Annotated in this window: 11 protein-coding genes; 9 read left to right on the forward strand and 2 right to left on the reverse strand. The window is 69.8% G+C overall.

Annotated features, from left to right (window positions below; translation table 11 throughout):
• The first annotated feature begins 72 nt into the window (after positions 1 to 72).
• From E3O23_RS14280 to E3O23_RS14305, 6 genes are all read left to right on the forward strand, one after another.
• Positions 73 to 1,308 (forward strand): sensor histidine kinase, encoded by a 1,236-nt coding sequence (locus E3O23_RS14280; protein ID WP_134492102.1) that lies wholly within the window; start codon positions 73 to 75, stop codon positions 1,306 to 1,308.
• Positions 1,305 to 2,624 carry a hypothetical protein gene (locus tag E3O23_RS14285; protein WP_134492104.1) on the forward strand — a complete coding sequence of 440 codons (1,320 nt, stop codon included), beginning with the start codon at positions 1,305 to 1,307 and terminating at the stop codon, positions 2,622 to 2,624. Before E3O23_RS14280 ends, E3O23_RS14285 begins: the two co-directional genes overlap by 4 nt.
• Entirely contained in the window at positions 2,624 to 3,295 is a 672-nt protein-coding gene (locus E3O23_RS14290) for a thymidine kinase (RefSeq protein WP_134492106.1), read from the forward strand. The genes E3O23_RS14285 and E3O23_RS14290 overlap by 1 nt, the downstream gene beginning before the upstream one ends.
• Before the next feature lie 175 nt (positions 3,296 to 3,470).
• Entirely contained in the window at positions 3,471 to 4,124 is a 654-nt protein-coding gene (locus E3O23_RS14295; RefSeq protein ID WP_134492107.1) for a response regulator transcription factor, read from the forward strand.
• A 38-nt stretch (positions 4,125 to 4,162) separates the two neighbouring features.
• Positions 4,163 to 5,434, forward strand: a complete 1,272-nt coding sequence (locus E3O23_RS14300) for a sensor histidine kinase (RefSeq protein ID WP_134492109.1) — start codon at positions 4,163 to 4,165, stop codon at positions 5,432 to 5,434.
• The gene (locus tag E3O23_RS14305) at positions 5,422 to 6,453 is read left to right on the forward strand and encodes a hypothetical protein (RefSeq protein WP_134492111.1); all 1,032 of its coding nucleotides are present in this window, start codon (positions 5,422 to 5,424) and stop codon (positions 6,451 to 6,453) included. The genes E3O23_RS14300 and E3O23_RS14305 overlap by 13 nt, the downstream gene beginning before the upstream one ends.
• Before the next feature lie 31 nt (positions 6,454 to 6,484).
• Here E3O23_RS14305 and E3O23_RS14310 read toward each other — a convergent pair whose 3' ends face one another.
• Positions 6,485 to 8,056, reverse strand: coding sequence for an HNH endonuclease signature motif containing protein (locus E3O23_RS14310; protein WP_134492113.1), 1,572 nt, complete (start codon positions 8,054 to 8,056; stop codon positions 6,485 to 6,487).
• A gap of 217 nt (positions 8,057 to 8,273) precedes the next feature.
• Between E3O23_RS14310 and E3O23_RS14315 the strand changes: the two genes are divergently transcribed.
• The gene (locus E3O23_RS14315; protein ID WP_166790515.1) at positions 8,274 to 10,388 is read left to right on the forward strand and encodes a S8 family peptidase; all 2,115 of its coding nucleotides are present in this window, start codon (positions 8,274 to 8,276) and stop codon (positions 10,386 to 10,388) included.
• A 79-nt stretch (positions 10,389 to 10,467) separates the two neighbouring features.
• Here the strand turns inward: E3O23_RS14315 and E3O23_RS18705 are convergent, their stop codons facing one another.
• On the reverse strand, positions 10,468 to 10,602 hold the full coding sequence (locus tag E3O23_RS18705) for a hypothetical protein (protein ID WP_255453308.1): 135 nt from the start codon (positions 10,600 to 10,602) through the stop codon (positions 10,468 to 10,470).
• A gap of 237 nt (positions 10,603 to 10,839) precedes the next feature.
• Between E3O23_RS18705 and E3O23_RS14320 the strand changes: the two genes are divergently transcribed.
• Together E3O23_RS14320 and E3O23_RS14325 are read left to right on the forward strand one after the other, a co-directional pair.
• A complete protein-coding gene (locus tag E3O23_RS14320) occupies positions 10,840 to 12,282 on the forward strand; it encodes a tyrosine-protein kinase domain-containing protein (RefSeq protein WP_134492117.1) in 1,443 nt (480 codons plus the stop codon).
• Positions 12,282 to 12,887, forward strand: a complete 606-nt coding sequence (locus E3O23_RS14325; RefSeq protein ID WP_134492119.1) for an arsenate reductase/protein-tyrosine-phosphatase family protein — start codon at positions 12,282 to 12,284, stop codon at positions 12,885 to 12,887. The genes E3O23_RS14320 and E3O23_RS14325 overlap by 1 nt, the downstream gene beginning before the upstream one ends.
• Positions 12,888 to 12,913: the final 26 nt, after the last annotated feature.

Consider the following 12,913-nt stretch of genomic DNA (forward strand, 5'->3'; position numbering starts at 1 on the left):
TTGCCGCCTGCTGCGCTAACAGCGCCGACCCCACCCTCAGAATCTGGGATACTTCAAGCTGAGGGAGAATCAATGTCGCTAGGCTTACCCGGCCACCTGGTCCAGGCAACGCTCAGCCGTGCCCTCGCCCGGGCCTCGCACTGGTTCGGCCTCGTCTGCCTCACCGGCGCCCTCGCCTCGGTCGTCATCCTCAGTCTCGTGAACGAGACCACCCGGCTCGGGCTCACGCTCCTGTCCGTGCTGGCCATGGGCGCCCTGCTCGTGCTGCTCGCCCGGCACCGCACCGTGCCGATCACCATCGCCTACCTGCTGCTCGGCACCGGCTGCGTCTACCTCTACACGGTCACCCTGCTGGGCATGCCGGGCGTCTTCCCGGCCTCGAACGTGTTCCTCGTCTCGCTGCCCAAGATGGCCATGATCATGGTCGGCGGGGCCGGGTCGAGCGCGTTCGTCGGCGTGCTCTGGAGCACCCTCGGCTTCCTGCTCGCCGAGGCGACCGTGCTGCTGGCCGTGCTGCACACCCAGGTGCCGTACCGGCCCGACCTGTTCACCGTCTCCACCTACCTCGTGCTCGTCGGCGTCATGCTGCTCGACGGTTTTGCCCGGCGCACCGGCCGCACCGCCCAGCCGGCGATCCACCGGGCCGTGCGCGACGACTACGCCCGCCTGCTCCGCAACGACTTCGCCCACCGGGCCATCGCGCGCATGCACGACACCACCCTGGATCAGCTCGTCGCCCTCGCCCGTGCCCAGCCGGGCACGCTCCACTCGCCCATGCGCGCGAGCATCCGCGACACCCTGCGCACCCTCAACGATGCCAACTGGCTGGCGGATGTCGACGCCCACGCCGCCGAGCGTCCCACCGGCGAAGACGCCTGGCTGGCCAGCGCGGTCTACACCGCGATCGACGGGTGCCGCGACCGCGGGCTGATGGTCGAGGTCTCCGGGGATCGCTCCGCGCTCGGCCGGCTCGGCCCGGATGCCGACCGGGAGCTCGGCCTGGCCGTGCGGCAGTGCCTGGTCAACGTGATCCAGCACGCCGGCATCGTCGCGGCCGAGGTGATCATCGACGCCGACGACGACAGCGTGTCGGTGATGGTGCAGGATGCCGGCCGCGGCTTCACCGAGTCGGAGAGCGGCCCCGACCGGCTCGGCCTGCGCCAGTCGGTGCGCCGGCGGATCGAGCGGCTCGGCGGCTCGGTCGCCGTGCTCTCCCGGCCCGGCGCCGGCACCTCCGTGCTGCTGACCCTGCCCGCGGCGCCCCCGTCCGCCGCGGCCGCCGAGCGGGACGAGCGGGTGGCGCCGTGAAGCTGGTCACCACCCGCACCGAGCGCCAGGACCACGGTCCGTCCCGGGCCACCCAGCAGCGCCTCGATCCGCTCGGAGCCCTCGCCGCGTGGCCGCTCGCCCCGATCATGGCCGCGATCACGGTCGGCTACGCCGTGCTCGCCACCATCCTCCAGGCCGACCAGATCCAGAGCCCGCTCCTGGCCGCGCTCGCCGTCGTCGCGATGGCCGCCGCCGGCGCCGCGCTCGTGGCCGGCGCCCTCCCGGCGCGGGCGCCCTTCGAACCCGGCATGCACCTGCTCGTGGTCGGGCTGGCCCTCGCCGCGGCGCTGTTCGAACAGGCGAGCAAATGGGGGCACAACTCCCTCATCCAGGACGACTTCGGCCAACTCGGAATCGGCCTGCTGCTGCTCGCCCTCGCTCCCTACCGGCCGTGGCGCCAGATCGCGCTCTCCGGCATCATTGCCAGCCTCGTCGGCGGCGCGCTCGCGCTGTCCCAGGCCGCATACCTGAGCATCGTCGTCCCCTCCGGGGTCTACGCCGTCGTGGCGATGACCGTGGTGCTCTCCCCGGCGGCCGCCGGCGCCGCGTACTCGCGGCGCATCGTGCGCTCGATCCTGGCCTGGCAGGCGGATGCCCGCCGGGCGGGCGCGGAGCGCTCCGAGGAGACGCGCGGGCAGGTGGCCCAGGCAGTCGTCGACGAGCAGATCGCGACCCTCCGCGCCGGAGTCATCCCCTTCCTGACCGACGTGCTCGAACGCGGGGCGATCAGCCCCCGCGACATCGAACGCGCCGGGGAGCTCGCCGCCGACGTGCGCCGGGCCCTCGTCGAGCAGGTCGACAGCACCTGGCTGGACAGCGTCGTCGCGCGCGAACGCGCCACGCTCACCGAGCGCGGGCTGGCCCCGCTGCTCGTCGTCTCCGACGCCGACCGCCGTGCGACGGCGTTCGGCCCCGACCAGCGCGCGGCGACCGCCGCCCTGATCGGCGCGATCTGCGGCCTGCGCGGCTTCGACCCCGGCAGCCTGGTCGTGCAGGTCACCGGATCCGAGCGGCGCGGCCTCGGCCGCCTGCCCTACCGGGCGATCCCGGCCCGGTACAAGGAGCTGGTCGACCCGCGCCCGCGCGCCCCGCACGTCGACACCGTGACCGTGCAGGCCGGCGTCGACCTGCACGCGCGGCGGCTGCGGAGACTGCTCCGGCCCTACCTCGGCGTGCTCCGGGTGCTGTTCGTGCGCGTGCGGGTCAGCGTGCGGCATCCGCTCGTGACCGTTATCTTCGATGATGAGCGGGTTCACACCGACCCGGACCTCGCCGAGAACGGACCCCCGCAGTAATGGCCAAACTTTACTTCCGCTACGGCGCCATGAACAGCGGCAAGAGCACCTCGATGCTGCAGGCCGCGTACAACTATGAGGAGCGCGGCCACCGCGTGCTGCTCGCCAAGCCGTCGATCGACACGAAGGGCGACATGGGCATCCTGTCGCGCCTCGGCGTGGCCCGCCGGGTGGACTTCCTGCTCACCCCCAACGCGGATGCGCTCGCCCTGTTCCAGGAACACCGCGCGCAGACGATGGCCGAGTCGGGCCTCGACGTGAGCTCGCTGCTCGTGGACGAGGCGCAGTTCCTCACCGAAACGCAGGTCGACGACCTGCTCCGGATCGCGATCCTCGAAAACGTGCCCGTGCTGGCGTACGGCATCCGGACCGACTTCCAGACGGTCGCGTTCCCCGGAAGCCGGCGGCTGCTCGAGGTCGCGCACAGCCTCGAAGAGCTCAAGACGATCTGCCGGTGCGGGCGCAAGGCCGTGTTCAACGGCCGCAGTATCGACGGGGAGTTCGTGTTCAGCGGCGACCAGGTCGCCATCGACGGGGCCGAGGTCACCTACGAGTCGCTCTGCGGCTCCTGCTACCTCGAGGAAAGCGGCGGTGTGCTGAACAACCGTCGCCGCGAAACCTCGCGCCGGGCGGACCCGGCGACCCGCGGGCCGGCTGAAGCCGCCGGCTAACTGAGGAAGGGGCGCTCACCGCCGAGCCTCCGCCGGAAAGCGGTGGAGTGATGCGAGCGCCCCCGTCCCCCCAGGGTTTCCCCGCTTTTAGCCTAGGGAACCGGCCAAGTGCGCAAAAGCCGTTACTTTTGGGGGCAGGACGTAGGAGTAGTGTGCAAACAGGGGGGAAGGTCGAATGTCGCAATACCGGGTGGCCCTCATCGACGATCATGAGATCGTCGCCCACGGTTTCGCGAACCTGTTCGCGACCATCCCCGAGATCGAGGTCGTGGCGACCGTCACGACCGTGACCGACCTCCTGGCGTCGCCCGCCGCCGCCGAGTGCATCGCCCTGGTCATCCTCGACCTGCGCCTCTCCGACGGCTCCACGGTCACCGGCAACGTCGAGCGACTCCGGGCCGCCGGAGCGCAGGTGCTCGCCTTCACCGGCGGCGACGACGCCCAGCTGATGCGGTTCGCCGCCCGCAGCGGCGTGCTCGGTGTGGTGCGCAAGTCGGAGTCGGTCGGCGTGCTGCTCGACGCCGTCACCCGCGCCGCCGCGGGGGAGACGATCGCGTCGACCGAGTGGGCTGCCGCCCTCGACGGTGACCCCGACCTGTCCGACGCCGGGCTGAGCCCGCGCGAGCGGGAGGTGCTCTCGCTCTACGCCGCCGGCGCGAAGGCGCCGCTCGTTGCTTCGCACACCGGCCTGTCCGAGCTGACCGTGATCGATTACATCCGTCGCGTGCGCTCGAAGTACGAGCGGGTGGGCCGGCCCGCCAACACCAAGATCGACCTCTACATTCGCGCCCTGGAAGACGGCATCCTGCCGATCCCCGGCAAGTCGTGACCGCGCCGTCGTGATCGCTCCATCGTGACCGTGCCATCGTGACCGTGCAGACGGATCGACTCCAGCCCGCGGCGCCGGTCGGGCCGGATGCCGCGTCACGCGCGACCGCGGTCCTCGCGTCGCCGGGGACCCGGGCCCGCATCAGGCCCGCGTCGGAACGGTTGGCCCGCACGCTCTTCGCCGGCCTGGGCGTCACGGCGCTCTGCTTCGGCGCGCTCTCGGCGGACTCGTTCTTCCACCACATCTGGAGCCCGGCCCCAGAGCTGGCGACGGCGGCCTGGCTGGTCTTCTTCGCGGTTCCGATCCTCGTCGGGATTTCCTCGTTCTGGGCGCCCCTGCGGGTGCTGCGCGGCTTCGCGATCGGCCAGAGCGTCTTCTTCTTCCTGATCATCGGGTTCTGGCTGGTCTTCCGGGCCGAGCCCCTTCCCGCCGGCGCGGACATCCCCTGGGTGATCTCGTACACGGCGGGCCCGACCATGGCGATCGCCGTGATCGCGGCCGACCGGGTGGCCTGGGTTCACATGGCCGGCGTCTGCCTGGCCAGCGGTCTGCTCCGCTCCGCCACCTCGGCAGACCCGAATCCCGCACTCGTCGGAGTGCAGGACGGCCTCTACGCCCTGCTCGCCCTCACGGTCTTCGTCGGTCTGTTCACGGTGACGCGGCAGAGAGCCGCGAGCGTCGACGCGGCCGAGGTCGTCGCGAACGCGGATGTGGCCGCGGCGGCCGCGCGGGTGGCCCGCACCCGGGAGCGGCTCACCATCGACGCGCTCGTGCACGACGGTGTCATTTCGACGCTGCTGATGGCCGGGCACGGCCGGGTGCCGACCCGGGTACTGTCGAGGCACGCCGCCGACACCCTGATCCGGCTCGACGCGCTGCGGGCGCCGGTCCCGGGCCGGCCGGTGTCGGGAGCCGAGCTCGAGCATCGACTGGAACGGTTGACGGCGGAGCTGGCCCCGGACGCCACGGTCCGCTCGAACCTCGACGGAGACCTCGAGGTGCCCGCCGTCGCCGCCAACGCGCTCCTCGGCGCGGTCGGTGAAGCCCTGCGCAACTCGGAGGCCGCGGCCGACGGGGCGGGGATCGTCAGTTCCGTGGTGCGCACGGTGATCGTGCAGGCCAGGGCCGGCGGCATCCGGGTGGAAGTGCTCGACGACGGAGTGGGCTTCGACCTCAGCGCGGTCCCGCCCGAGCGGCTCGGCATCTCCGAGAGCATCATCGGGCGGATGCAGCGCGTCGCCGGCGGGTCGGCGGCCGTGCGGTCGTGGCCGGGTGCCGGAACCGAGGTGGTCGTCTCATGGACCCCGTGAGCCAGGCGGCGACAGTCGGCATTCCGCTGGAGGGCATGGCCCGCCTGCCCCGGCGCCTGGCCCTGTTCATCGTGGTGCTCTTCGTCGCCGTACACGCGCTGCTGGCCTTCGCCGGCAACGACTCCGGATTGAATGTGCTCCTGACCGCGATCAGCCTGGCGTCGGTGTCAGCCGCCGCCGTCTGGCTCGGCCTGTCCCGGCCGAACCGGCTGCCGATGCCCCGCACCGTCGGGATCTTTGCGCTGTGCGCGGTGGCCGCGATCGTGACCTCCCTGCACGTCTCGCCGTTGGCGCGGGAACCGTTCGCGCACTGGCACCTCGGCGCGATCACCTTCGTGCTCGTGGTCTTCGCCGTGCGCGGCCGCCTCGCCGCCGCGTGGCTCGGCTACTTGGTGCTCGTTGCGATCGTGGCCGCGTGGGCGATCTCGTCCGGGCTCACGGCCGGTGACGGGGTGGGGCTGGTGCTCCGGCACGCCGCCACGCTCCTGGCCGCAACGCTCTTCGCGGTGGGGCTCAAGAGATCCCACGAAGCCCTCACGGTGCTGCATCGCGAACGCACCCAGCGCGCGGTGGTCGACGCCACCGCCGTGGCCGCCATCGAGGAGCGCGAGGCCCACCTCGCCCGGGTGAACGGGCTCGCCCGGCCCACGCTCGACCTGCTCGCCCGCTCGGCCGAACTCGACGACGAACTGCGTGCCGAATGCCTGCTCGTCGAGGCGACGCTGCGCGACGCCATGCGCGGACGCGCCCTGTTCCTGGGCCCGGTGATCCGTGCGGCCCGTGCGGCGCGGATCCGCGGTGTCGAGGTGACCCTGCTCGACGACAGCGGCGACCAGCCTCCCGGCGAGCTGGCCGCGGTGGCCGCCGCAGTCGCCGGCGAATTGAGCGTGCTCAACTCCGGCCGCCTCACGGCGCGCGTGCTTCCCGCCGACCGGCCGGTGATCGCAACGATCGTCGTCGAGGCCACCGAACACCGGATTCTCATGGTCACACCGGCCGGCGACGTGGTCGAGGGCTAACACCTGCTGGCGTCGCTGCCCAGGATCGGGCTCACGAGTGGACTCCTGCAGCGGCACCGTCCGAATCGGTATCCGCCGAATTGGTGTTCGCCGAATCGATGTCGGCCGAATCGACATCCGCGGGCGGGAGGGTGACGGGTGAGCCGAGGTGGAGGGCGCTTTTGCTGTTGAGGCGGATCGGGGTTTGGTCGGGGTCGATTCCGGGTGGGGGGATGAGCCAGTAGGTCGCGGCTCCGTCTCGGGTGATTTTCCAGCCCTCGTTGTGGAGGCGGAGGTGGTCGGGTTTGCAGAGGAGGACCCCGTCGGCGATGTTGGTGAGGCCGGTCTGGGCGAGCCATTCGTTGATGTGGTGGCCTTCGGTCCAGGATGGCGGTTTGGTGCAGCCGGGCCAGAGGCAGCCGCCGTCGCGGACGGCGAGGGCGGCTTTCTGGGCTGGGGTGAAGAGGCGGTTTTCCCGGCCGAGGTCGACGGCCTGGCCCTGGTCGAAGGCGATCGCGGTGAATCCGGCGCAGAGGTGCCGGTCGATGTCGGTCAGCGGGATCGGGTCGGGATGACCCTCGATGGCACCATGCCCCTCGGTGGGGCTGTGGCCGGTGCTGCTGCGTTGGACGACGACCCTGGCGGTGGGTCGGGAGCCGGAGAACACGGTGCCGGGGTCGGCGGTGATGGCGATGTGGATGAGTTCGATGAGGGTTTCCGCGTGGATCTGGTCGGTGCTGCGGGGGTCGTCGATGATTTTCTGGGCGCGGGCCTTACGTTCCTTGTCGACGAAGCGGGGGCCGCCGCGGCGGGGTCCGGTGAGCTGGCCGAGGACTTCGAGGAGGAAGGTGCCGTTTTCGGGGTTGAGCTCGAAGTCGCCGTGGACCATCCCGTTGGGTTTGCGCCAGGTGCGGAGGTATTGCGCGGCGCGCATGGCGTCGGCGCGGGCGGCGATGCCGGTCTCGTCGATCTGGTCCCGGGCGTGCCGGGCCGCGGTGAACGCTTGCTCCGCGTTCAGGCCCTGGCTCGCGGCAATCCCGCGATCGCTGGTGCGGACATCCGCGCAGCGTTCGATCAGCGCGGTCAGGGCGTCGCGGAGCATGTCCGGGGTGACGCCGGCGGCTGGTTCGCCCAGGCCCTTGCGGAGGTAGCCGGCGGTGTCGAGGCCGATCCGGCCGGCGGTGACTGCGTCGCCGAGCGGCGCGTGCCAGGGCGTCTCGAGGGCGACGGCCGGGAGGTCCCACTCGGGGTGCTCCGCGGCCTGGTCGGCGGCGTGTTTGGCGAGCTGTTCGGCGGCTTCGGCTTCGGCCATCATCGTGCCGACGTCCACGAGCCGGCGGGAGTCGACGCGGGAGCCGCCGGAGAGGGACTGCACCATCGCTTCGGGACTCTGGTGGCCCTTGCGCCGGGCCAGGCCGGCCTGGCCGAGGGCCCAGTCGGAGCGGCGGGCGATCTCGGCCGCGGACAGGGCCGCGTATTTCGTGGTTTCGCCCACGTGCGCGGCGATGCTCTTGTGGGTGGCCTCCAGGTCGTCGTCGGTCAGGGCGGCGAACGCGGCCGCGTCCAGCCGCTCGCCGGCGAGGGAGCCGGTGAGGGAACTGAATACAGCTTCGATGCTTGCCATACTGAGATTCTCTCAGTAACCACCGACATTCGTAGCTACGTTCACCCTCCGGAGACAAGAACCTGCTGCCCCGCCCTGTGGAGGACAAGAGCCAGCCATGTCAGGACCCCCTGCAATTGGGGGCGTAACCCCGCCATATCTCCGAACGCACGCGGAATCTCGGATGGTAGCTTTCCGGTGGTGCTCGATTTCGCACCGTTCCAGACGAGGGAATCACATGGCACGCAACGGCAGCTACGGCTTCGGACGAGCCGCGTTTGCGGTCATCTCCGCGACGGTGTTGGCGCTGGGATGCGTCGGCCCCGCTCACGCAGTTACGGGACTCGCAGCGATGGCAATCACGGCACCCGCAACCACAGCAACCGAAACCGAAACCTACATCGTTGACGCCGCGACCCTCGCCGCCTTGAACTCTGCGGTCGCCCCTCTGCCCGACGCCGACGTCGAGGTTCTCCCCGAGCTGGGCAAGGCGATCGTCGACCTCACGGCAGCCCAGGCCACGCGGCTGGATGCCACCCCCGGCGTCACCGTCGCCGCGGACGAGATACTGTCCCTCGCCGACGCGCAGGACAGCGCCCCCTGGAACCTTGACCGGCTCGACCAGTCCACTCCGTCGGTCGGTGTCGGCACGCAGCTGGGACAGTACTGGTACCCGCACTCCGCCGGCTCTGGTGTGCGCATCTACATCGTCGACTCCGGCGTCTGGGCGGGCCACCCGGACTTCGCCGGCCGCATCATCGACGGGTACGACGCGATCGGGCAACTCGAAGGCCCGACCAGCGACTGCAACGGCCACGGCACCGCCGTCGCATCTGCGGCCGCCGGCACGGTGAACGGCGCAGCCAAGCTCGCGACGATTGTCCCCGTCAAGGTGGCTGATTGCCTGGGCCACGCCAGCACGTCCGCGGTCATCGACGGCCTCAACTGGATCGCCGCCTCGAACCCCGCGGACACACCCGCCGCGATCAACATCAGCCTCGGCGCCCTGGACAAAGACGGCAGCGCGGGCTACGCGCTGATGGAGGATGCCGTCGCCACCATCGTCGCCCAGGGATTCTTCGTCTCCATCGCCGCCGGCAATGAGGGCTTCGGAGACGCGGTTCCTGAAGCCTGCCAGTTCAGCCCGGCCCGCACGCCCACGGCCTTCACCGCCGGTGCCGCCGACGCCTGGCTGGACGAAGCCGGGGTGGAGGGACGCGCGTGGTTCTCCAACGCCGGCTCCTGCGTCGACGCCTTCGCGCCCGGCGTGAACATCATGACCGCTAGTCTGAACGGCGCACCAGACGCCCCACGCGACGGCACGAGCTTCGGGGCGCCCATGGTTACCGGTCTCGCCGCCCTCCACCTCGCCGACCATGCCTCCGACACCCCGCAGCAGACGACGGATGCCCTCCTCGCCTCCGCGCAGACGGGCGCGCTTGCCGACACACCCGCCCGGCGGCTCGACTCCACCATCCACTACGACAGTTCGACCTCAGCCTCGACGGTCGTCACCCCGAGCCCGAATCTTCTGGTCCGCACGCCGGCGCCGGTTCCCCCGACCCCCGGCGCGGTCGCCAACTTCCGCAGTTCGGCGCGCACCGCCACGTCGCTCACGTTCGCCTGGGACGAGCCGACCGACGTGCGCCTGACGATCGAGGGAGGAGGCCGGGCGGCCGCCTTCGTCAACGTCGCCGGCACGGAGCACACGTTCACCGGCCTCACCGGAACGACAACGTACACGGTCACCGCGACGGCACTCTCCGACGGCCTGCTCGGGGCGACCTCGACCACATTGGCCGCAATCACCAGCGTCGGCATCCTCGCCACAGCGACGCCGACGATCAGCGGAACGATGAAGGTCGGCTACGTACTCACGGCTACCGCCGGGGTCTGGGGCCCACCGACGGTGACCCTGCGCGCCCAGTGGTACCGCTCGGGCGTCGCAATCGCCGGGGCAACGGCAAGGACGTACAAGGTGGGGCCGGCCGACGTCGGCAAGGCAATATCCGTGAGGGTGACCGGGTCCAGGGCCGGGTACACCACCGCGACAAGCGCGTCGTCGGCCCGTACCGTCGTCGTCCTCGGCTCCCTGGTCGCCCCGACGCCCACGATCAGCGGCACCAGGAGGTCCGGATACACCCTGACGGCGAACGGCATCTGGGGCCCGGGCGCGGTAGCCCTGACCTACCGCTGGTACCGATCCGGCGTGCCGATCAAGTGGGCGACGGCGAAGACGTACCGGCTCACCTACGCCGACCGCTTCGACACGATCCGAGTTCGGGTGACCGGCATCAAGACCGGGTACACGGGGGTCGGCCGGTACTCCGCGCCCACCGTCAGGATTCCCTAAAGGCCGGACGCACGAACGGATGCCGCGAGAAGGGAACCCGCCGGCGCCGACGGACTCCCTGCTTGGCGCGCAACACTCGCTAGTGCTTCTTCAGGTGTGAAACCGGATCCGCTGCGGTCTCCGTCATGCCCTTGGAACGCTTCGCGGCGCGCTTTTCCTTGATGGATTTGCCCGGCTTCTTCGTGTCGTGCCGGTGCGGTGATTTGTCAGGCATTTCATGCTCCCTAGCTAGAGGGCCAGGGCTGAGTTCGCGATGACCCTCAGGGAAACGGTACGCCGATTCGCCGCGATTGTAATCGGTTGGTCAGGCTTGTTTTTTTCAGGGGCACCCAAACAGGCCGCGAGTCTACCCCCGCCAAAGGGGTGGTCGACGCGCGGCGTGTGCGACTATAGAAAAGAGAAATTCCCGCTTACGGCAGTTTCCATGAGTTCTATCCCTGGAGGCTGTCGCGTGGAGTTGAAAGACTACGTCAGGATCTTTCACAAGAGCTGGATCGTGATTGTGGCGTTTGTGCTGTTCGGGATCGCTGGCGCGGCCGCATACTCCATCACGGTGACACCCAAGTACATTGCCAGTACTCAGCTCTACGTTTCGGTGCAGGCGGCCGCGGGCTCTGGAACCACAGACCTGGTGCAAGGGACGAGTTTTGCCCGCCAGGCGGTGAGCTCGTACGTGGACATTGTCAACAGCGCCATTGTGCTTGACGATGTGATCAAGGAGTTGAGGCTAGACCTCACTGCGGGGCAGCTTGCACCGATGGTCTCGTCGTCGACCCCATTGAACACCGTGCTGATCGACATCTCGGTAACCAACAGCGACCCGGTGCTCGCAGCCAAGATTGCGAATTCTGTGGGGACGAACTTTGGCCGCATTGTCGTGGACCAGTTGGAGAAGCCTGACGGCGACGCTGTGAGTCCCGTGAAAATCGAAACGATCCAACCTGCTCTGGTGCCGGGCAAGCCAGCAAGCCCGAACACCCCAATGAATATTGTCCTGGGGCTGCTCGTCGGTCTGGCCATAGGCGTTGCCTTCGCCGTCCTGCGCAGCGTCCTCGACACGCGTGTCCATAGCCTCCGCGACATCGAACTCGTGACGGACACCCCGATGCTCGGCGGAATCACCTTCGACCCCGAGGCGAAGAAGCGGCCCCTGGTCGTGCACGCGGACCCCAAGAACCCGCGAGCCGAATCCTTCCGCAGCCTGCGCACCAACCTCCAGTTCGTCAACGTCGAGGGCGGTCCGCGCAGCTTCGTCGTCACCAGTTCTGTGCCCGGTGAGGGCAAGAGCACGACCACCGCCAACCTGGCCATCGCGCTGGCCGAAACCGGCGCACGCGTTGCCCTCATCGACGGCGACCTGCGGCTTCCCCGCCTGGCCGACTACCTCGGCATCGAGGGTGGCGTGGGGCTTACCGACGTATTGATCGGCCGTGCCGAACTCGCCGATGTGCTGCAGAAGTGGGGCCGGGGCAAGCTCTTCGTTCTGCCCAGCGGTCGCGTTCCCCCGAACCCCAGCGAGCTCCTTGGCTCGGCGGCCATGGCTCGCCTGCTCGCCTCACTGACCGAGCAGTTCGACATCGTCATCATCGACGCACCGCCGCTTCTGCTGGTGACGGATGCCGCCGTGCTGAGCAAGCTCTGCGGTGGCGCCCTCATGGTGGTCGCCTCGGGCCGCACCAAGCGCAACGAACTCGCCGGTGCCGTCAAGGCGCTCGAACGGGTCGGCAGTCGGCTGGTCGGCGTGATCATCACGATGCTTCCCACGAAGGGGCCGGACTCCTACGGCTACGGGCAGTACAGCTACGGAACCGTGCACGAAGACGACGCTCCCGCGGAAACGCCCGCCGAAGGCCGCGCCGCGCGCAAGCAGCGTCGCAGGGTAAAGACCGCCTAATGGGGAACTTCTCGATCCTCACAGTCTGCTCAGGAAACATCTGCCGTTCGCCGCTGGCCGAACGGCTGCTCGTAGCAGGGCTGGCTCAGTGGCCCCAGGTCTCGGTTTCCAGCGCCGGCACCATCGGCATGACCGGGCACCCAATGACCGACCAGGCCGCCGCCCTCGCGCGGCAGTTCGGCGGGGACCCGACGGGCCACGCAGCCCGGGAACTCACCGCGCAACAGCTCACCGACGCCGACCTCGTCTTCGCCATGTCCCGTGAGCACCGCCGTGCAATCGCCGAGCTCGCGCCGCGCGCCATCCGATACACGTTCACCATTCGCGAGTTCGCCCGTCTGATCAGCGGGGTGACCGACCTGGATCTGGACGACACGGCCGGCTTGCCCGCCGACGACATCGCAGGAAGGTTTGCCTCCCTGCTTGAGGTGGCCGCCTCCCAGCGCGGGATCGTCGCACCCGCCCTGTCTGCCGATGACGATGACGTTGTCGACCCGTACCGCCGAAGCGACGAGACCTATGCCGAGTCCGCTCGGCAGCTGGTTCCCGCCGTCGATGCTGTCGTGTCGCTGTTCCAGCGTGCCGCGACGGTGACCCGCAGCTAGGCGACGCCATGGGGCCGTTTAGGAAG

Origin of the sequence: Cryobacterium tagatosivorans (assembly GCF_004402215.1) — a bacterium.
Classification (GTDB): domain Bacteria; phylum Actinomycetota; class Actinomycetes; order Actinomycetales; family Microbacteriaceae; genus Cryobacterium; species Cryobacterium tagatosivorans.